This window comes from Comamonas testosteroni, from assembly GCF_014076415.1.
Taxonomy (GTDB): Bacteria; Pseudomonadota; Gammaproteobacteria; order Burkholderiales; family Burkholderiaceae_C; genus Comamonas; species Comamonas testosteroni_F.
Map to the genome: position 1 here is coordinate 1,358,197 of NZ_CP043568.1, position 19,712 is coordinate 1,377,908.

General features: G+C 63.5%; 19 protein-coding genes. 8 read left to right on the plus strand and 11 right to left on the minus strand.

All coding sequences use genetic code 11. From position 1 onward, the window contains the following. Positions 1-82: 82 nt before the first annotated feature. The gene (locus F0P97_RS06175; RefSeq protein ID WP_182286066.1) at positions 83-1,300 is read right to left on the minus strand and encodes an AAA family ATPase; all 1,218 of its coding nucleotides are present in this window, start codon (positions 1,298-1,300) and stop codon (positions 83-85) included. A gap of 59 nt (positions 1,301-1,359) precedes the next feature. Between F0P97_RS06175 and xerD the strand changes: the two genes are divergently transcribed. Then, entirely contained in the window at positions 1,360-2,316 is a 957-nt protein-coding gene (xerD, locus tag F0P97_RS06180) for a site-specific tyrosine recombinase XerD (protein WP_182286067.1), read from the plus strand. Between the two features lie 6 nt (positions 2,317-2,322). On the opposite strand, the gene F0P97_RS06185 is transcribed toward xerD, so the two are convergent. Beyond that, positions 2,323-2,979: a molybdopterin-dependent oxidoreductase gene (locus F0P97_RS06185; protein ID WP_182286068.1), complete on the minus strand. Its 657-nt coding sequence runs from the start codon at positions 2,977-2,979 to the stop codon at positions 2,323-2,325. A 223-nt stretch (positions 2,980-3,202) separates the two neighbouring features. Here F0P97_RS06185 and F0P97_RS06190 point away from each other — a divergent pair, with 223 nt between their 5' ends. Then, on the plus strand, positions 3,203-4,207 hold the full coding sequence (locus F0P97_RS06190; RefSeq protein ID WP_182286069.1) for a Bug family tripartite tricarboxylate transporter substrate binding protein: 1,005 nt from the start codon (positions 3,203-3,205) through the stop codon (positions 4,205-4,207). A gap of 102 nt (positions 4,208-4,309) precedes the next feature. Here F0P97_RS06190 and F0P97_RS06195 read toward each other — a convergent pair whose 3' ends face one another. The 3 genes from F0P97_RS06195 to F0P97_RS06205 all read right to left on the minus strand — a co-directional run bounded on the left by F0P97_RS06195 (position 4,310) and on the right by F0P97_RS06205 (position 7,861). Then, positions 4,310-5,596, minus strand: a complete 1,287-nt coding sequence (locus F0P97_RS06195; RefSeq protein WP_182286070.1) for an EAL and HDOD domain-containing protein — start codon at positions 5,594-5,596, stop codon at positions 4,310-4,312. A gap of 36 nt (positions 5,597-5,632) precedes the next feature. Next, positions 5,633-6,892: an EAL and HDOD domain-containing protein gene (locus F0P97_RS06200; protein ID WP_182286071.1), complete on the minus strand. Its 1,260-nt coding sequence runs from the start codon at positions 6,890-6,892 to the stop codon at positions 5,633-5,635. A 162-nt stretch (positions 6,893-7,054) separates the two neighbouring features. Further along, the gene (locus F0P97_RS06205; RefSeq protein ID WP_182286072.1) at positions 7,055-7,861 is read right to left on the minus strand and encodes a ferritin-like domain-containing protein; all 807 of its coding nucleotides are present in this window, start codon (positions 7,859-7,861) and stop codon (positions 7,055-7,057) included. Between the two features lie 50 nt (positions 7,862-7,911). On the opposite strand from F0P97_RS06205, the gene F0P97_RS06210 reads away from it, so the two are divergent. Further along, entirely contained in the window at positions 7,912-8,436 is a 525-nt protein-coding gene (locus tag F0P97_RS06210; protein ID WP_182286073.1) for a gamma carbonic anhydrase family protein, read from the plus strand. Positions 8,437-8,466: 30 nt separating this feature from the next. Beyond that, a complete protein-coding gene (locus F0P97_RS06215) occupies positions 8,467-9,474 on the plus strand; it encodes an Hsp33 family molecular chaperone HslO (RefSeq protein WP_182286074.1) in 1,008 nt (335 codons plus the stop codon). Between the two features lie 123 nt (positions 9,475-9,597). On the opposite strand, the gene F0P97_RS06220 is transcribed toward F0P97_RS06215, so the two are convergent. The 5 genes from F0P97_RS06220 to F0P97_RS06240 form a co-directional block, all read right to left on the minus strand. Next, positions 9,598-10,140, minus strand: coding sequence for a hypothetical protein (locus tag F0P97_RS06220; RefSeq protein ID WP_182286075.1), 543 nt, complete (start codon positions 10,138-10,140; stop codon positions 9,598-9,600). Further along, positions 10,109-10,387, minus strand: a complete 279-nt coding sequence (locus tag F0P97_RS06225; protein WP_034389417.1) for a septum formation initiator family protein — start codon at positions 10,385-10,387, stop codon at positions 10,109-10,111. The genes F0P97_RS06220 and F0P97_RS06225 overlap by 32 nt, the downstream gene beginning before the upstream one ends. A 117-nt stretch (positions 10,388-10,504) precedes the next feature. Beyond that, entirely contained in the window at positions 10,505-11,791 is a 1,287-nt protein-coding gene (gene eno / locus F0P97_RS06230; protein WP_034365184.1) for a phosphopyruvate hydratase, read from the minus strand. Between the two features lie 435 nt (positions 11,792-12,226). Then, entirely contained in the window at positions 12,227-13,084 is an 858-nt protein-coding gene (gene kdsA, locus F0P97_RS06235; RefSeq protein ID WP_003057718.1) for a 3-deoxy-8-phosphooctulonate synthase, read from the minus strand. A 150-nt stretch (positions 13,085-13,234) separates the two neighbouring features. Then, positions 13,235-14,896 carry a CTP synthase gene (locus F0P97_RS06240; protein ID WP_182286076.1) on the minus strand — a complete coding sequence of 554 codons (1,662 nt, stop codon included), beginning with the start codon at positions 14,894-14,896 and terminating at the stop codon, positions 13,235-13,237. 113 nt (positions 14,897-15,009) lie between these two features. On the opposite strand from F0P97_RS06240, the gene coaBC reads away from it, so the two are divergent. The 4 genes from coaBC (at position 15,010) to F0P97_RS06260 (ending at position 18,216) form a co-directional block, all read left to right on the plus strand. Continuing rightward, complete coding sequence (coaBC, locus tag F0P97_RS06245; RefSeq protein ID WP_012837360.1) at positions 15,010-16,236, plus strand: bifunctional phosphopantothenoylcysteine decarboxylase/phosphopantothenate--cysteine ligase CoaBC; 1,227 nt, start codon at positions 15,010-15,012, stop codon at positions 16,234-16,236. A gap of 23 nt (positions 16,237-16,259) precedes the next feature. Beyond that, positions 16,260-16,778, plus strand: a complete 519-nt coding sequence (locus F0P97_RS06250) for a hypothetical protein (RefSeq protein WP_182286077.1) — start codon at positions 16,260-16,262, stop codon at positions 16,776-16,778. A 148-nt stretch (positions 16,779-16,926) separates the two neighbouring features. Then, positions 16,927-17,376: a dUTP diphosphatase gene (gene dut, locus F0P97_RS06255; protein WP_182286078.1), complete on the plus strand. Its 450-nt coding sequence runs from the start codon at positions 16,927-16,929 to the stop codon at positions 17,374-17,376. A 30-nt stretch (positions 17,377-17,406) separates the two neighbouring features. Then, a complete protein-coding gene (locus F0P97_RS06260; RefSeq protein ID WP_182286079.1) occupies positions 17,407-18,216 on the plus strand; it encodes a hypothetical protein in 810 nt (269 codons plus the stop codon). Between the two features lie 6 nt (positions 18,217-18,222). On the opposite strand, the gene F0P97_RS06265 is transcribed toward F0P97_RS06260, so the two are convergent. Then, positions 18,223-19,710, minus strand: a complete 1,488-nt coding sequence (locus tag F0P97_RS06265) for a sensor histidine kinase (protein WP_182286080.1) — start codon at positions 19,708-19,710, stop codon at positions 18,223-18,225. Between the last annotated feature and the right edge of the window lie 2 nt (positions 19,711-19,712).

Consider the following 19,712-nt stretch of genomic DNA (forward strand, 5'->3'; position numbering starts at 1 on the left):
CAAAGTGCCGAAAAAGCCTTCGGGCTTTGTTATTTCCGCTGTGGCGCGAGGCCGCACATCAAAGGGCATGTGCAGGCGATTTTCAGGCTGCCAGCCATTCCCAGCGCGGAATCTCGCGCTCGTTTAGATTGGCGATACGTGTTTCGCCTAGCTCTTTATCGAGGTGGATCGGTTGCCAGTCGGGAAGGTGGTCGCTCTCTTCGGGCTCGCCCCAATGCTGGTGCTGCGCATCTTCGAGGGCATTGAGCAGTCGGCTGGCATGCGTGACCACGATGAGCTGGGTCTGGCGCGCCGTCTGGGTGATGAGGCGGCCCAGCGCGGGCAGCAGATCGGGGTGCAGACTGGTTTCGGGCTCGTTGAGCACCAGCAGCTGCGGCGGGCGCGGGCTGAGCAGGGCGGCGATCAGCAGCAGATAGCGCAGCGTTCCGTCAGACAGCTCGGCAGCGCTCAAGGGGCGCAGCAGGCCCGGCTGGTGCATCTGCAGCATCAGCCGCCCGGCTTCGCTGGCGATGCTTAGACTGGCACCCGAAAACGCATCGGCCACGGCTTGCTGCAAGGCTTCGTCGTCACCGATGTGCTGGATGGTCAAAAGTGCGGCCGCCAGATCATGGCCCTCGCCGCTGAGCACGGGTGTGTAGCAGCCCAGCTGGGGCTGGCGTGCCGGTGCATCGGCATCGGTGCGGAAGTGGTAGTAAAAGCGCCAGGCTCGGATTTGCTCGCGCAAGCCAATGATTTCGGGCGCGCCGCGCGGGTCCACCAGCTCGGTCATCATGCTGGCCCAGCGCGCGATGGGGCGCTCCAGCGTCTGCCAGCCAGAATCGCCGCGCAGGCGGATGGACGGGCCTTTGCGCTCTACCAGCAGGCTGGCGGGGCGGCGTATGGGGCCGGCCCAGACAGCCTCGGCCTTGATCTCCGGGTCTTGCATAAAGGGCTTGGGCACACTCGATGGCGCGGGGCGGCCCAGGGCCGTGGCATAGCTCAGGCCGCCTGCGCCATGGCTGGCAAAGCCCAGCTCCAGCCGTTCGGTTTTTTGGCGCACCGTGCCTTGCACCGGCTGCTCGCCTCGGCGCATGGCCTGGCTGATCTCTTCGGGCCCGGCCCAGAGCGTGGAGGGCAGGCCGCCTTCCCGCACCAGTGACTGCACGGCGCCGCCGTAGGCAATATCGCCCAGCAGCCGCAGCGATTTGTAGACGCTGCTTTTGCCGCTGCCATTGGGGCCGGTGACCACCGTCAGGCGGCCCAGCGGCATGATCAGGCGGCGCAGGCTGCGGTAATTGGCAATGGCAAGAGTCGAAAGCATGGCGGGTGGCGTAGTGGGCGCGGCTCATGGTAGCAGCGCCAGCGTGTACGCTTGAGCCCATGTCCGAAGTCCAGAAAACCTCCCGCAAACCGCAGATTCCCGATGACTGGCCGCAGCCCTTGCCGCAGAGCCAGGATGCGCTCGATCTGTTCATCGATGCCCTGCTGCTGGAGGACGGGCTTTCGCGCAATACCCTGTCCGCCTATCGGCGTGATCTGACGGCGGCTGCGCGCTGGCTGGCCCGGCTGCAGCCGCCCAAGGCCCTGGATGCTGCACTCGAAGCCGATCTGCAGGGCTATTTCACGGCCCGTGTGGACGACACCAAGGCGACCTCGTCGAATCGGCGGCTGACGGTGTTGCGCCGCTACTTTCACTGGGCGCTGCGTGAAAAGCGCGTCGCTGCCGACCCCACGGTGCGCATGCTGGCGGCCAAGCAGCCGCCGCGCATGCCCAAGACCCTGACCCAGGAGCAGGTGGAGGCCCTGCTCAATGCGCCCGATGTGGACAGCCCGCTGGGCTTGCGTGATCGCGCCATGCTGGAGCTGATGTATGCCAGCGGTCTGCGCGTCAGTGAACTGGTGGGCGTGCGCATGCATGAGCTGGACTTGCGCTCGGGCGTGTTGCGTGTGACGGGCAAGGGGCGCAAGGAGCGGCTGGTGCCGTTCGGTCAGGAGGCGCAGCACTGGCTGGAGCGCTATCTGCAGCAGGCGCGAGCGGCGATTCTGGGTGGACAGCAGACCGAGGAGGTGTTTGTGACCCAGCGCGGCGCGGGCATGAGCCGCGTGATGTTCTGGGTCATCGTCAAGAAATGCGCGCAGATTGCAGGTGTGAATTCGCCGCTGTCGCCACATACGCTGCGCCATGCGTTTGCCACGCATTTGCTCAACCATGGCGCCGACCTTCGCGTGGTGCAGATGCTGCTCGGGCATGCCGATATCTCCACCACCACCATCTACACCCATGTGGCGCGCGAGCGGCTCAAGGCCTTGCACGCCGAGCATCACCCGCGCGGCTGAGCAGGCCTAGGCAGCCGCGCTGCCCAGCTGCAGGTGGTACAGCCCCCAGACGGCGGCAGGAAAGCGCTGCTTGACGGGCAGCTGGTCGAGCTCCGGAATCTGATGGGCTGCAAAAATGGCCCAGAGCGGGCCCACGCCGCCCATGGCCAGCGGCACGCCGTCCAGCTGGGTGGCGATCAGCATGCGCCAGCGCACGGCCTGGGCCAGCGGTATCTGGCTGCGATAGCCGTCTATTCCCTGCAGGGTCAGTTGCAGGCCGCGCGCCATGGCCTGGCCTACATCCACGCCAGCGGCCTGCAGCACCTGCTCCAGCAGCGGGCCTTGCAGGCTGTGCTCGGCTTCATCGTATTCAAGCGTGGTCCTGAGCGTCTGCTGCTCCAGGCTGTTGAGGGCATCCATGCCACAGGACCAGGCTGCATCGAACAGATAGCCATGCATGATCAGCATGTGGTCCGCCACGGCCTGCGGCTTGCCACGATTGGCTTGCACGCCGGGTCCGCTGATGGTGAGCACCGCGGGCTGCAGGCCATCGAGCACGCAGGTGCGCGAGGCCTTGCGCGTGGTCGTGGCCGAGGCGGGCAGGGCCATGGTGCCCAGTGCAGCGCCCGCAGCACCGCCTTGCAGCAGCAGGGAGCGACGTGTTAGAGGGTTTTGTTCTGCCATGGGTGCTTTCTCTGTGGTGATGGCTGCAGTCTAGCGGCAAGGCTTGCGGGCGTCATTGCGGCATGCCGACCAAGACGCTGGTCGGCTGCTGCGTTAGTCTATTTGAATGTTTGAAGTTTTATTTTGATGTTTTCTGTCCAATGAATTGACGAATCGTCGTTCAAATCAACCTGGGAATTCACTTTGGTCAAAAATGCAGGTCTTGATTTTTGGATTTCGAGTGATGACTAACTTTCTGCGTCGCAGCATGCTGACCTGTGCCCTGGCAGCCGTGCTGCCTGCCACCTTGTCCCTGAATGTCCAGGCGGCAGACAAAGCCGACGCGGCTGGCTGGCCCAGCCGTCCCATTCGTCTGGTGGTGTCCTACCCTGCCGGTGGCGTGAGCGATGTGGTGGCCCGTGCTCTGGGTGAAAAGCTGTCGCAGTCGCTGGGTCAGTCGGTGGTGATCGACAACAAGGCTGGGGCCGGTGGCGCGATTGGCCTGGACCAGGTCGCCAAGTCCAACCCCGATGGCTATACGCTGGGCTTTTCGTCGATCAGCCCGCTGACGCTGAGCCCCCACCTGGGCAAGCCGCTGTTCGATCCGCACAAGGATATCGTTCCCGTGGTCAGCGTGATGTACTCGCCCGTGCTGCTGCTGGGCACGACCCGCCTGGCAGCCAAGAGCTTTCCCGAGCTGATGACCCAGGCCAAGGCCCACCCCGGCGATGTGCGCTGGGCCACGGCCGGTCTGGCGTCGCTGGGCCACATCATGCTCGAGCAGATTGCCGATCAGGGCAAGGTGCAGATCACCCATGTGCCTTACAAGGGCGGTGGCCAGCAGCTCAATGACGGCCTGAGCGCACAGTTCGAGGTGTTGTCCACGAATGCCGGACCGGCCGTGATGCAGCACATCAAGGCCGGCAAGTTCAAGGCCCTGGCCGTGGGCGCGCCGGCGCGTCTGGATTCGCTGCCCCAGGTGCCTACGCTGGCCGAGCTGGGCTACAAGAACGCCAACACCACATCGGTCTTCGGCATCTTCGCTCCTTCCGGCGTGCCCGCTGCCGTGCTGGCTCGCCTGAATGCCGAGGTGAACAAGGCGCTGGCGCTGCCCGAGATTCGTCAGCGCCTGGAGGCCACGGACAATGTGCCTACCGGCGGCAAGGCTGCGGACTTTGCCAAGCAGATCGAGGCCGAGTCCAGGTCCAACGCCCAGATCATCAAGGCTGCAGGCATCCAGACCAACTGATCGGGACACTCTTGAATGGCAAAGGGCTTGCGGTCACATCGGCCGCAAGCCCTTTGTCCTTGTGCCCAGCAAGCGCACTGAAGTGTCGCCAGGCGGGCTGGCTCAGATCACTTCGCTGGTCAGGTTGTCGGCCCAGCTCAGCGCCTGCAGATGGGCCCAGTTGACCTGATGGTTGGACAGCTGCAGCGCATTGGCAGCGCGGGCAAAAGCCGCTTCGTCGCCCGACTCGCAGGCGCGCGTCAGATCCAGGAAGGGCGCAAAAACTCCCTTGCTATGTACCAGTGCGTCGACCACGGACTGGGGCAGGGCCACGGATTCAAGGGCCTTGGCCATGGGCTGGCTCAGCATCACATCGAGCAGAGAGAAAACGCCCACGACGAAAGCGTGGTCGCATTCCTCGGGCGGCAGCAACTCGGCGGTCAGCAGCTCCATCAGCCGTCCGCGCACCACGGCTGTCTGGCCCACAGCCGGCGGTGTGCCGCCGGCGCGTGAGGTGGTCAGCAGCAGGGCCGCCCAGCGGAACAGCTTCTTGAGTCCCAGAATCATCACTGCATGGCGGAAGGAGGTGATCTCGCAGGACAGGCCAAAGCCCGAGCTGTTGATGAAGCGCAGCAGGTTGAAGGACAGTGTGGGGTCCTTCTTGAGCAGCTCTTCGATCTCCTCCGTGCTGGCCTGCTGGCGCACCAGATTGATGAGCTGGATGATGGTGGTCTGCGTGGGGCGGATGGTGCGCGCCTGCACAAGCTGGGGCTGGGCGAACCAGTAGCCCTGGAACAGCTTCACGCCCAGGCCCAGCATATGCTCGAACTGCTCGGCCGTTTCGACCTTCTCGGCCACGATCTGGGCGCGTGTGTAGGTCTGGGCAAACTTCACCAGCTTTTCTGCATGCTCGATTCCGAAGCTCTGCATGTCCAGCTTGACGAAGGAAGCCATGGGCAGCCATGACGCATAGTTGCGGCGCAGCAGGTTCTGGTCAAAAGCCAGACGAAAGCCACGGTGGCGCAGGGCCGCAAATGTGGGCAGGCAGGCTTCGATGTTTTCCTGGGTGGCGTCGGCGGGCAGGGCCGGGACCTCCAGTACCACACGGTCGGGGTGAATCAGCTCCAGGTGGCCGCCGCTCAGGCTGTCATGGGTGCAGTTGATGAAAACCGTCTTTTTGCCCACCAGAGCTTCGGCACCGGCATAGGACAGGGCATTGAACAGTAGTGCCGCATCGGATGCAGCAGTGTGTGCGTTATGTGCAACCGAGCGGTCAAACAGCTCGTAGCCATACACATCCCGTTTTTCATCGACGATTGCCTGACGCGCAATGCTGGCCATATTGGCCTCGTCCTTGTCTGCAACGGGGCTGACGGTCGGTGAAGAGGAGTTGGTGTCAGAGGTATCCATGTCGGTTATCGCTTGGGTGTGGGGGCAAAAGCGCTGTCAGTCGGACAGACACTCCGTCCATCTCAGAGCCTGCAGATGAGCGTGATTGATGTCCCCGTGCTGCAGTTCCAGGCTGCAGGCGCTGCGGTCGAATTGTTCCTGGTCATGACTCTCGCAGGCCTTGGTGAGCATCAGCAGCTCGCCCAGAATGCCTTCATGATGCAGCAATGCAGCAGAGACCGATTCGGACACCGGTATCAGCGCCAGCGCGGCAGGCAAAGGCATGCCCAGCATGCGGTCCAGCATGGAGAACATGCCGCAGATAAAGGCCAGATCGGCGTCGGTATCCGTCAGCGAGTGCTTGGCCAGCAGCTCCATCAGGCGACCGCGAATCACGGCGGTCTGGCCCACGGCAGGTGGCGGGCCGCCTTCGCGGGCGGCCGTCAGCAGCATGGCAGCCCAGCGGAACAGCTTGTTCAGGCCGAGCAGCATCACGGCCTGTTTGAATGAGGTGATCTTGCGATGGGCGCCAAAGCTGGCCGAGTTGATGAGGCGCAGCAGGTTGAAGGCCAGGGCGGCGTCCTTCTTGAGAACTTCTTCGATCGCATCGGTGCTGGCCTGCTCGCGTACCAGCGTCAGCAACTGGATGATGCTTTGCTGCGTCGGGGTCAGAAGGCGGGTCTGCATCACCGTGGGGCGGGCAAACCAGAAACCCTGGAAAAGCTCGATGCCCAGGCGCTGCCCCAGCTCATGCTGATGGGCGCTTTCGACTTTCTCGGCGATCAGCTCGGCGCGTGTGTGGCGGTTGGCGAACTTGACCAGCACCGTGAGCTGGTCCGGTGCCAGCGTGGAGAGATCGAGCTTGATGTAGTCCGCCAGCGGCAGCCAGGCCGAATACACAGACTCCAGCACCGTGTGGTTGAAGGCCAGATGAAAGCCCTGGTCCTTGAGTGCCAGCAACGTGGGCAGGCGGGCTGCCACCTCATGCACGGCGGCATGGCCCAGAGGGGGAATCTCCAGCACCACCTTGTCGGCCGGCAGCAGCTCCAGGTGCTCGCCTGTCAGACCTTCGTGAGTGCAGTTCACGAACATGAGCTTGGTGCCGACCAGATCCTCCTCTCCTGCATGCGTGAGGGCCGCGAAGATCAGCGTCGCGTCTGAGGCCATGGTGTGACCATAAGGCGAGCGCGAGCGGTTGAACAGCTCGTAACCAATGATTTGCTGCAGCCCGTTGACGATGGGCTGGCGTGCAATCATGCCTTTGGACAGGTTGCGCGGCGAGGCGAATGCCGTGTCCTCTATGGTTTGTTCACTCATTGCTGCATGACGTCTGTGTGAGAGATGGTTGGCTGTGCCGGTTATTGTAAGAACGAGCCGATCATAGTGTCAGCTTCGTGCGTTCAGTCCGTTTGTGCCAACAACTTCGGCTCGCAGGCCTTACTTGCGGATGCTTCTTGATTCGAGTCAAGGGAAAAATACCTAGATCTGTTGCAGCCAGGCGATCTCGGTCGCGGTGAAGCCTGCGGCTCGGCGAGCCTTCTCATTGAAGGGCGGGCGCAGGCGCGGCGCTTCATGGCGCTTTGTCAGCTCCAGGTACCAGGACTCGGGGTCCAGGCCGTTTTTCTCGCACAGCCAGCGATACCAGTGATTGCCTATGGCCACATGGCCCACCTCCTCGCGCAGGATGATGTCCAGAATGTCGCAGGCTGCCAGCGCATCGGGTGCATGGGTGTTGCGCAGCTTGTTCTGGATTTGCGGCGTGGCGTCCAGGCCGCGCGCCTCCAGCGTTCTGGGAACCAGGGCCATGCGGGCCACGATGTCGCCTGCTGTTTTCTCGCACATGGTCCACAGGCCCTGGTGGGCCGGATGGTCGCCATAGTCCTGACCATGGTGCTGGCGCAGATGATCGCGCAGCAGGCGGAAATGCTTGGCTTCCTCGGCGGCCACCTGCAGCCAGTCGTGGTAGTACTGCCCGGGCATGTCGTCAAAGCGCCAGATGGCGTCCAGTGCGAGGTTGATGGCATTGAACTCTATGTGCGCAATTGCATGGATGAGCACGGCCCGGCCTTCGAGGGTGGCAGGCGAGCGGCGCGCCACGGCTGTATGGTGCCTGAGCTCGGGCCGGGCCGGGCGGCCGGGAAGCTCGGATTCGGGGATGCGCAGTGTCGGTGCTGTTTCTGCTATCGAATAGAGAGCTTTTTGTGCATGCAGATCAATGGCTGCAGCAGCTTTTTTCTCAGGGTCTGCAAGACACAAGACCTCTAGCGCGCGATGACGTAACTCCATCCCTACAATTCTAGGTTCTATAAAGAAGCAACCCACAGGGAGACAAGCAGATGGCAAATTACGAACTCGACGGCGTTGCGCCGCAGATCGATGAAAGCGCCTGGGTGGCCGACAGCGCCGAGGTCATGGGCCGCGTCAAGCTGGAAAAGGACGCCAGCGTCTGGTTCGGAGTCGTCATCCGCGGGGATACCGAAAACATCAGCATCGGCGAGGGCTCCAACATCCAGGATGCCAGCGTGCTGCATGCCGATTTCGGCAAGCCGCTGACGGTGGGTTGCAATGTGACGGTTGGCCACCAAGTAATGCTGCATGGCTGCTCGATTGGCGATGGCTCGCTCATCGGCATCGGTGCAGTGGTGCTCAACGGCGCCAGGATAGGCAGGAACTGCCTGGTGGGCGCAGGCTCGCTGGTGACCGAGGGCAAGGAATTCCCCGACGGCTCCATGATCATCGGCAGCCCTGCCAAGGTCGTGCGCGAGCTATCGCCCGAGCAGATCGAAGGTCTGCGCCAGAGCGCCAGGAACTATGTTGAAAATGCTCGCCGCTTCAAGCGCGGCTTGCGCAAGCTGGGCTGAGGGCCCCGCTTTTTACCGGAATCGATTAGCGTGTCTGAACTGCATAAATTCATTTTTGACGGCCTGCCCGTGCGTGGCGCCATTGTTCGCCTGACTGACTCCTGGCAGGAAATCCTGCAGCGCCGTTCCGGCAACAAGGATACCGGCGCCTACCCCGAGGCCGTCAGTACCTTGCTTGGCGAAATGACGGCGGCTGGTGTGCTCATGCAGTCCAACATCAAGTTCAATGGTGCGCTGGTATTCCAGGTCATGGGCGACGGCCCCGTCAAGCTGGCAGTGGCCGAAGTGCAGTCGGACCTGAGCCTGCGTGCCACGGCATCGCTGGTGGGTGAGGCCAATCTGCCCCTGCGCGGCCAGTTGGCTCCGCTGGCAGAGCTGGTCAATGCCCATGGCGCGGGCCGCTGCGCCGTCACGCTGGACCCCAAGGACCGTCAGCCCGGCCAGAACCCCTATCAGGGCGTGGTACCGCTCAACGATGGTGCTGGCGGTCGCTTCGAGCGCCTGTCGGATGCGCTGCAGTTCTACATGATGCAGTCCGAGCAGCTCGACACCGTGATGGTGCTTGCTGCCAATGACCAGATCGCTGCCGGTCTGATGCTGCAGCGCATGCCTGTGAAGGGCGAGGCGAATCTGGCCGCGGCCACCGAAAGCGGCGAGGCCGAGCATGATGCCCAGGGCCTGAACGAGGAGTACAACCGTATTGCCACACTGGCCTCCAGCCTGACGCAGCAAGAGCTGTTGACGCTGGATGTGGAGACCATTTTGCGGCGCCTGTTCTGGGAGGAGAAGCTGCTGCGCTTCGCTCCACAGGCCGACGAGCAGGCCCCGCGTTTCGCCTGCACCTGCAGCCGTGACCGAGTGGCCGCCATGCTGACGTCGCTGGGCGAGGAAGAGGTGGATTCCATCGTGGCCGAGCGTGGCAAGATCGAGGTGGGCTGCGACTTCTGCGGCCAGCAATACCAGTTCGACGCCATCGATGCGGCGCGTCTGTTCACCGAAGTGCAAAAGCAGCCGCCCAGCTCCAGCTCGGTGCAGTAACTGAACAGTCTGCTCTCGGCTATTGAGCTCCGAGGACGGTGGAGACACCCTGCAAGAGCCCAGGCGGGGGCTGCGCGGGTGTCTTCCAGCTCGGAAGAGATGGGAGAGAAGGCGCGAGCCACCTCAAGGGGCGCTTTTCAAGGCCTCGAACAGCGCCAGTTCACACTCGGGATCGCCGCATTGCTCGCAGGCTTTGCGGCGTATTTTCTGGCTGGAATTCCATGGATTCATGCTTGAAATCCAATTCCAGTCTGCGGCCGGTTCTATGAATTTCAGAGAGGCAGCGAGTTGCTGCCATTGGGCAGACGGTCTGCCGTACAGCATCACATAGTTCTGCGAGCGTTCTTCCAGCAGTGCGCGCCATCGGCTGATCTGCTCGGCGATGGCGGGGTCCGGGTCGGCATCGCGCCAGTCCTGGCCCAGCACATAGACCAGGGCGTCGGCCGGCCATTGCTCGCCGCTCGTGGGGGCCAGGCATTGCCAGGGCGTGGCATGGCCCGCATCCAGGCGGGCCTGCAGCAGGCCATGTGCCATGCCGCGCGCCAGGGCATGGGGTGCACCCAGCAGCACCACCGAGGGCGCAGGAACAGCAAAGCCAGCGCGGGGCTGGCTTTGATGCAGAGCGGGCGCCGGGTCAGCGCCTGGAAACCTGAATATAGATTTCATTGGGTTTGACCATGCCCAGCTCGTAGCGGGCCTTTTCTTCCACGGTGGACAGGCCGTCCTTGAGGTCGTTGACCTCGGACTGCAATCTGTCGTTTTCCGATTTTTCGAGGGCGTTGGCCGCGTACTGATCCTTGATCTGCTGCTGCAGCTCGTGCACATAGGCCATGCTGCCATTGCCCAGCCAGAGCTGGGCATGAATGGCGGTCAGCAAGACCAGCAAAGTGACGCAGACGACACGGTTGACCATAGAAAAGGTGGCTTAAAAGTAGCTTGTTAGCAAGAGACACCGGGCAAGGGCCGCCCCGCAGCAAGGGTGTCGTCCCCCTAAAGGGGGAAGGCGCGAAGCGGCTCAGGGGGCTCTTGTTTAGCGCAGGTTGTAGAAGGCAGCGCGGCCGGGGTACTCGGCGACATCGCCCAGGTCTTCCTCGATGCGCAGCAGCTGGTTGTACTTGGCGATACGGTCGGAGCGGCTCATGGAGCCAGTCTTGATTTGACCAGCATTCAGGCCCACGGCGATGTCGGCAATGGTGCTGTCTTCGGTTTCGCCCGAGCGGTGCGAGATCACGGCGGTGTAGCCGGCGCGCTTGGCCATCTCGATGGCGGCGAAGGTCTCGGTCAGGGTGCCGATCTGGTTGATCTTGATCAGGATCGAGTTGGCGATGCGCTTTTCGATGCCTTCCTTGAGGATCTTGGTGTTGGTCACGAACAGGTCGTCACCCACCAGCTGAACCTTGGCGCCCAGGCGCTCGGTCAGGATCTTCCAGCCATCCCAGTCGCCTTCGTGCATGCCGTCTTCGATGGAGATGATGGGGTACTTGTCGCACCAGCCGGCCAGCATGTCGGTCCACTGCGTCGAAGTCAGTGTCATATTGCCTTCGCCGGCCAGCACGTACATGCCGTCCTTGTAGAACTCGGACGCTGCGCAGTCCAGGCCCAGGGCGATCTGCTCGCCGGGCTTGTAGCCGGCCTTTTCGATGGCTTCGATGATCAGCTGGATCGCGGCTTCGTGGTTTTCCACGGAAGGTGCGAAACCGCCTTCGTCGCCCACGGCGGTGGACATGCCCTTGTGGTGGATGATGGCCTTCAGTGCGTGGAAGACTTCGGCGCCCCAGCGCACGGCTTCACGGAAGGTGGGGGCACCCACGGGAATGATCATGAACTCTTGCAGGTCCAGCGAGTTGTTCGCGTGGGCGCCGCCGTTGATCACGTTCATCATGGGCACGGGCAACTGCACGCCGCCCATGCCGCCGAAGTAGCGGTACAGGGGCAGGCCGGCTTCTTCGGCAGCGGCGCGGGCCACGGCCATGGACACGGCCAGCATGGCGTTGGCGCCCAGGCGGCTCTTGTTGTCGGTGCCGTCCAGGTCGATCAGGGTCTTGTCCAGGAAAGCCTGCTCGGAAGCATCCAGGCCCAGCACGGCTTCGGAGATTTCGGTGTTGATGTGCTCAACAGCCTTCAGGACACCCTTGCCCAGGTAACGGCTCTTGTCGCCATCACGCAGTTCAATGGCTTCGCGCGAGCCGGTGGATGCGCCCGAGGGTACGGCGGCACGGCCCATCACGCCGGACTCCAGCAGCACGTCGCACTCAACGGTGGGGTTGCCGCGGCTGTCCAGCACTTCGCGGCCTACGATGTCAACAATGGCACTCATTGCATTTCCTTTGGGTTTCTGAAATCGGTACGTGCAGGCTGACTTCTTTCATGAAATCACGCCCAAGCGCTTGTGCAAAAAGCGCAAGCTGCTATCAAAATTGTGAAGCCGACTCTTCTCCACATGCTGCGCGCGCGCCATGCACGCGACGAGTATGGAAGAGGCTGCGGCGGCTATTGTGCACAAATTTGGTGGGCCGCTTTTGCCTTGACGTGTTGCAGCAGTCGAATTTCTTGCGCAAGACGTTTCTGTGCAAGCATTCGGACACAAAAGCGGATACAAAAAAGGCATGACGTCACGCTTCATCGTGTCGGTCATGCCAGGGTGCATCATCTGCTCAGACGCCGGGGCCCGCCTTGAGGCGGCCGGGGCGAATGGACATGCGGGCCTGCAGCAAGGCCTTCATGCCGGTGCTGATGCGCTGTGTATGCATGCTCAGGCCTGGAAGTGGTCTTCCAGGAAGCCGTTGCGCTTGGTCACATCGTCCAGCGCCACCAGGGTTTCGAGCAGTGCCTTCATGTGCTTGAGCGGCACGGCATTGGGGCCGTCGGACAGGGCGTTGCAGGGATCGGGATGGGTTTCCATGAACAGGCCTGCCACACCCACGGCCACGGCCGCACGCGAGAGCACGGGCACCATTTCGCGCATGCCGCCGCTGGATGTGCCGTTGCCGCCGGGCAGCTGCACGCTGTGGGTGGCGTCGAACACGACAGGAGCGCCGGTCTCGCGCATGATGGCCAGCGAGCGCATGTCGCTGACCAGATTGTTGTAGCCAAAGCTGGCGCCGCGCTCGCAGGCCGTGAAGCTGTCCGCGGGCAGGCCCGCTTCCACAGCCGCAGCACGGGCCTTGTCGATGACATTCTTCATGTCATGCGGGGCCAGGAACTGGCCCTTCTTGATGTTCACGGGCTTGCCCGACTGGGCCACGGCGCGGATGAAGTCCGTCTGGCGGCACAGGAAGGCGGGGGTCTGCAGCATGTCGACGACAGACGCCACGTAAGGCACTTCGGCTTCGGTGTGCACATCGGTGAGGATGGGCACGTTCAATTCCTTTTTGACCTTGGCAAGGATCTCCAGACCTTTTTCCATGCCGGGGCCGCGAAAGCTGGTGCCCGAGGAGCGGTTGGCCTTGTCGAAGCTGCTCTTGAAGATGAAATGGATGCCCAGCGAGGAGGTGATTTCCTTGAGTTGCCCGGCCACATCCATCTGCAGCTGTTCGGATTCGACCACGCAAGGGCCGGCAATCAGAAAGAAGCGCTTGTCCAGACCAATATCAAAGCCGCAGAGTTTCATGGTGGGTTCCTTTTTGCACGCCGCGCATGCTTCAAAAACTGAAGCTGCCAGCGCTCTATATTGAATGAACTCAACATCATTTGATGCTGAAGTCATTGATTTTCAAGCGCTGGCAGCTCCTATTTAAGGATTGATTCCGGAGGAAGGGAATCAGGCCTTCTTGCCTGGCTGGGCCTTGTTGTCCATGGCCGCCTTGATGAAGGCGTTGAACAGCGGGTGACCATCCCAGGGGGTGGACTTGAACTCGGGGTGGAACTGCACGCCGATGTACCAGGGGTGGACCTTGGCGGGCAGCTCGACGATTTCGGTCAGCTGTTCGCGCTGGGTCAGGGCCGAGATCACCAGACCGGCTTCGCGCAGCTGGTCCAGATACTGGGTGTTGGCTTCGTAGCGGTGGCGGTGACGCTCGGTCACCACGTCGCCGTAGATGCTGTGCGCCAGCGTGCCCTTTTGCACGTCGGAAGACTGTGCGCCCAGACGCATGGTGCCGCCCAGGTCGGAGTTCTCGTCACGGGTCTTGATCGTGCCGTCCGCATCCTTCCACTCGGTGATCAGGGCGATCACGGGGTTGGGGGTGGCGGGGTCGAACTCGGTGGAGTTGGCGCCTGCGAGGCCGGCCACATGACGGGCGTATTCGATGGTTGCGACCTGCATGCCCAGGCAGATGCCCAGGTAGGGCACCTTGTTTTCGCGGGCGAAGCGGGCCGTCGAGATCTTGCCTTCCACGCCGCGCGAGCCGAAGCCGCCGGGCACCAGAATGCCGTCGTAGTCCTTGAGCAGCTTGGAGGCATCCGCATCGTGGATGGTCTCCGAGTCCACATGCGTGATCTTCACGCGCACATGGTTGCGCATGCCGGCGTGCTTGAGCGCTTCGTTGACCGACTTGTAGGCGTCGGACAGCTCCACGTACTTGCCCACCATGGCGATCTTGACTTCGCCCTGGGGATGCTCGGTCTCATAGACCAGGTCGTCCCAGCGCTTGAGGTTGGTGGGAGGCGTGTTCAGGCGCAGCTTGTCGCAGATCAGGCCGTCCAGGCCCTGCTCGTGCAGCATGCGCGGCACCTTGTAGATGGTGTCCACGTCCCACATGGAGATCACGCCCCACTCAGGCACATTGGTGAAGAGGGAGATCTTGCTCTTTTCCTCTTCGGGCACCTGGTGCTTGGCGCGGCACAGCAGCGCATCGGGCTGGATGCCGATTTCGCGCAGCTTCTGCACGGTGTGCTGGGTGGGCTTGGTCTTGAGCTCGCCAGCCGTCTCGATGAACGGCAGGTAGGTCAGGTGCACAAAGGCGGAGTTGTTGGGGCCTAGCTTGAGCGCCAGCTGGCGCGCAGCTTCCAGGAAGGGCAGGGACTCGATGTCGCCCACGGTGCCGCCGACTTCGCAGATGGCCACATCCACTTCGTGGTCGGTGCCCAGGCCCGCGCCGCGCTTGATGTATTCCTGAATCTCGTTGGTGACATGGGGAATGACCTGCACGGTCTTGCCCAGATAGTCGCCACGGCGTTCTTTTTCCAGCACGGACTGATAGATGCGGCCCGTGGTGAAGTTGTTGCTCTGACGCATGCGCGTTTCGATGAAACGCTCATAGTGGCCCAGGTCCAGATCGGTCTCGGCTCCGTCATCGGTCACAAACACTTCACCGTGCTGGAAGGGCGACATGGTGCCCGGGTCCACGTTGATGTAGGGATCGAGCTTGATGAGGGTGACTTTGAGACCGCGCGACTCGAGGATCGCTGCAAGGGAGGCTGAGGCGATTCCCTTACCGAGGGAAGACACCACACCGCCGGTGACGAAGACGAACTTGGTCATGTCTTTTTTTGGTGGTGGTAAAACAGGATTATAGGTTCGCCACGAATTTCGGCGTGGCGTACAGGGATGCTTGTGCGGCGGCAAAGCCGCTCAGGTCTGATAAATTGCGCAGCATGAATGACGTGTTCGCAGGCAAACATCTGGTGCTGGGTCTCTCCGGAGGCGTGGCTTGTTACAAATCGGCCATGCTGTGCCGCTTGCTGGTCCAGGCCGGTGCCACGGTACAAGTGGTCATGACGGAGGCGGCCGAGCAGTTCATGACGGCCGTCACCATGCAGGCGCTTTCTGGGCGCGCAGTCTACACCTCCCAGTGGGATGTGCGCGAGCCCAACAACATGCCCCACATCAATCTGAGCCGGGAAGCCGATGCCATTCTCATCGCGCCCTGCAGCGCGGACTTCATCGCGCGCCTGGTGCAGGGCCGCTCGGACGAGCTGCTCAGCCTGATGTGCCTGGCCCGCCCCATGGAGAGCGTGCCCCTGTTGCTGGCCCCGGCCATGAACCGCGAGATGTGGGCCCACCCCGCGACCCAGCGCAATCTGGCTCAGGTGCAAGCCGACGGTGCCCAGGTGCTGGGCGTGGGCAACGGCAGCCAGGCCTGCGGCGAGACCGGCGACGGCCGCATGCTGGAGCCCGAGGAAATCATGGAGGAGCTGGCGGCGCACTTCACGGCCAAGAGCCTGCAGGGCCAGCATCTGCTGGTGACGGCAGGCCCGACCTTCGAGGCGATCGATCCGGTGCGCGGCATCACCAATCTTTCGAGCGGCAAGATGGGCTTCGCGATTGCCCGTGCAGCGCGCGAGGCCGGTGCCCAGGTCACGCTGGTGGCCGGCCCGGTGCATCTGCCCACGCCGCGCGGAGTGACCCGTGTCGACGTGCAGTCGGCACGCCAGATGCAGACTGCCGTGCAGTCCCTGGTGGCGGGGGCCTCGATCTTCATTGCCACGGCCGCTGTTGCCGACTGGCGTCCGGCCGAGTTTTCCGATCAGAAGATCAAGAAGGATGGCTCGGGCGATGTACCGGCCATGGACTTTGTCGAGAACCCCGACATTCTTGCCGGCGTGGCCCAGTCCGACCAGGCCCGGTCCGGCAAGCTGTATTGCGTGGGCTTTGCGGCCGAAAGTCATGATCTGCTCAAGCACGCCAGCGCCAAGCGCCTGCGCAAGAGTGTGCCGCTGCTGGTGGGCAATATCGGCCCCGCCACCTTTGGCAAGGACGACAATGCCCTGCTGCTGATCGACGATCAGGGCTCCAAGGAGCTGCCCCATGCCAGCAAGGATGTGCTTGCGCGGCAGCTGGTCGATGAAATTGCGCAGCGCCTGAGCGCCAAGCGTCCCTGACCCGTGATCCCAGGAGTCCGAACATGAATCTCTCCAGCTATGAAGGCCCGCGCAATGGCGACTATGTGGCTTATGTGGATCAGCTGATGCGAGCCAGTCCCGAGTATCGCCGCACGCTGCGCAGCATCGACGGAGCGATTCAGACCGCGGTCGTCACGCCCGGCTCCCAGGCCGCCTCGCCCATGTCCCAGCTGCGCAACACCTTGCAGAAGGCGCGCGACATGGCCGAGCAGGCGCAGCAGGTGCCGGGAGCGCGAACCACGGCGGCCGGTCAACCGGCCCAGCGCACGGCTGCTGCGCGGCGCCCCAATACGGCCGTGACCAAGCAGGAGGCGCAGCAGCGCTTCAAGGCCATGGAGCGCGAGATCGAGGGACAGAAGGCCCAGAACGGTCGCAAGCCCTGGGTGTCTCCGGGCTCGCTGGCGCTGATCGTGGGCGGGGTGATTCTCTCCCAGTTCATCCAGGGCTTTGGCGTGCTGCTCGCACTCATGGGCCTGATGTCGCTGGTGGGCGGCGTGCTCAAGCGCCTGCAAGGCCGCTGACAGGCGCCAGGCGCCGACGTCTGCCCGGCACAGGGCACAATGGCGCCCTTCAGGAAAACCGCTGGCGGCTGCATGGCAGCTGCCGCAATGAATGCAAGGCCCGGCTCACGGGCCTTGTTTCAAGACAGACAAGACTAGCCAGATCCTTATGAATGTTGATGTAAAGATTCTCGATGCGCGCCTGCGCGACAACCTGCCCGCCTACGCCACGCCCGGCAGCGCCGGCCTGGACCTGCGCGCCTGCATCGATGCGCCCCTGACCCTGGAGCCCGGCCAGTGGCAGCTGATCCCCACCGGCATGGCCATGCACCTCAAGGACCCCCATTACGCGGCGCTCATCCTGCCGCGCTCGGGCATGGGCCACAAGCACGGCATCGTGCTGGGCAACCTGGTCGGCCTGATCGACTCCGATTACCAGGGCCAGCTCATGGTCAGCGCCTGGAACCGTTCGCAGACCGCCTTCACGCTGCAGCCCATGGACCGTCTGGCCCAGCTGGTCATCGTGCCCGTGGTGCAGGCACAGTTCAATCTGGTGGATGACTTTGCCGATGCCAGCGAGCGCGGCGAAGGCGGCTACGGCTCCACCGGCAAGCAGTAAGCCTGCCAAAAGGCCCGCACCTCGCGCCACATGAGCCGCCAGACCCGCCGCCGCTCTGCCTCCTGGACCAAGGTGCAGCTGGGCCGCGACCAGCACATGCGGCGACGCCTGCAAAAACGCCACTGGCTGCGTCTGCATGCCGCTCTTACCGGCGGGCTGAGTCTGGCTGCCATGTCCCTGATCAGTCTGTGCCTGCTGCATGCCGGTGTGCACAGCATGGGGTTGCGCTATGGACTGGCGCTGGCCTGCGGCTATCTGCTTTATCTGTTGCTGGTGCGCCTGTGGGCGGGCTGCATGCTGCGCCGAGACTGGGATACGGGCGATATAGGGGCCGATGTTCCCGGCTCCAGCGGCAAATCAGGCAGTGCCGACGCTGCGGGCTTTGAAAGCGGGCAGGGAGGCTCCTACGGCGGCGGCGGTGCCGGCGGCCACTGGGACGATGGAGCAGCCATGCCTGATATCGAGCCTGCGTCATCGGGCCTGGAGCTGCCGGATGTCGATGTGTCGGGGCTGGACGGACTCGATGAAGGCGCCGTGGTGCTCGTGCCGGTACTGCTGATTTTTTCCGTCCTGCTGGTGGCGGTCACGGGCATGGGCTCGCTGGTGTGGCTGGTGTTCGGTGCCGATCTGTTTCTGACCGTGGCGGTAGAGGTTGCGTTTGCGCTGCTGATGACCCGAACCCTGTATGTGGTGGAGCGCGAAGGCTGGCTGCTGGCAGCCTTGCGCATCAGCTGGAAGCCCGTGCTGGGCGCTCTGGTCGCGGCCGTGGCGCTGGGGCTGCTCGCCGACTGGCTGTTTCCCCAGGCCGATACCCTGGCGCAGGTGCTGCGCAGTCTTTGATCGACTTCAGTCCTGGAGCCTGGCTCCAGGCAGTTGCAGCTGCATGCGCAGCCCGCCCAGCGGCGACGGCAGCGCCTGGATGCTGCCGCCATAGGTCTGAACCAGATCGCGCACGATGTCCAGACCCAGGCCGGCGCCGGGACGCTGTTCGTCAAGTCGTTCCCCGCGGGCAAAGATGCGCTCGCGCAACTCGGGTGCAATGCCCGGGCCGTCGTCGTCTATGCACAGCGTCAGTCGCTGGCTGTCCTCGCTTGCCGGCTGAACCTTGAGCACGACCTTCGATCTGGCCCATTTGCCGGCGTTGTCCAGAAGATTGCCCAGCATCTCCATCAGGTCCTGGGAGTCGCCCTTGAAGTCCCATTGGGTGGCATCTCCCTGCAGCTCGAAGCGTATGCCGCGCGCGGCATGCAGCTTGTCCATGGTGTGCACCAGGGAGTGCAGCGGGCCGGCCAGCGCGGTGCGCAGGCCATGGCCCTGCTGCGCCGCTGCGGCAGCGGCACGGGCACGGGCCAGGTGATATTCGACCTGGCGGCTGGCACTGGCGACCTGCTCGCGCACCAGGGTCGCCAGCGGGCTGTCCTGCTGCGCGGCCGCGTTGCCCATGATGCTCAGCGGGGTGTTGACTGCGTGAGCCAGATTGCCGGCCTGGGTGCGGGCCCGCTCCACCATCTCGGCATTCATGCGCAGCACATGGTTGAACTCCTGAACCAGGGGCATGATTTCGGCCGGGTGCTCTCCCCTGATTTCGGAAGCTTCGCCCTGGCTCACGGCGGCCAACTGACGGCGCAGAGCGGCCAGCGGAGCCAGCGCCAGCTGCAGCTGCAAGACCACGGCGGCGATCAGCCCCGCTGCCAGCATGCAAAGCGCGGCCACCAGCATCTTGGTAAAGCGCTGCAGCGGCGTGGCCAGCATGGCCGAGTCGGCGGCAATCATCAGGCGCAGCGGCGGGGCATCGGCCTCGGGCAGCTGTACGGTACGCGTCACGATCACCAGGGTGTTGCCATTGCCGTCCGACATATGGCCATAGCTTGCCGGTGCATGCAGGGGCAGGGTGGGCTCCCAGACCTTGTCGGCCTTGAAGAAGGGCCAGTCCAGGGTCTGGTCCCAGAGCGAGCGCGAACGCTGGATGCCGGCCTGAACCGTCTGTTGGCCGGCTGCATCAAGCTGGTCCACTTGCCAGTACATGCCCGACAGCGGCTGCTGCAGCAAGGGGTCGCCGGAGAAGGGCGAGACCGTGACCGGGACGGCCTGGTCCGGCTGGTAGTTGACGGCGCCGCTGAGCCGGTCGAGCTTGGCCACCAGCTGGCCGCGCAGTTGCTGGGTCAGATGCTCGGCAAACAGCGTGCGCAGACCCCAGCCCGTGAGCAGCAGTGCTGCCAGCACCCAGATCAGGGCGCCCGCCAGCAGTCGCAGGCGCAGCGAGTTCTTCCAGGAGCCCGCGCTCAGCGGTGGCGGCTGCTGGGTCGTGGAGGAGGTCAGGGTGTGCTCGGACATAT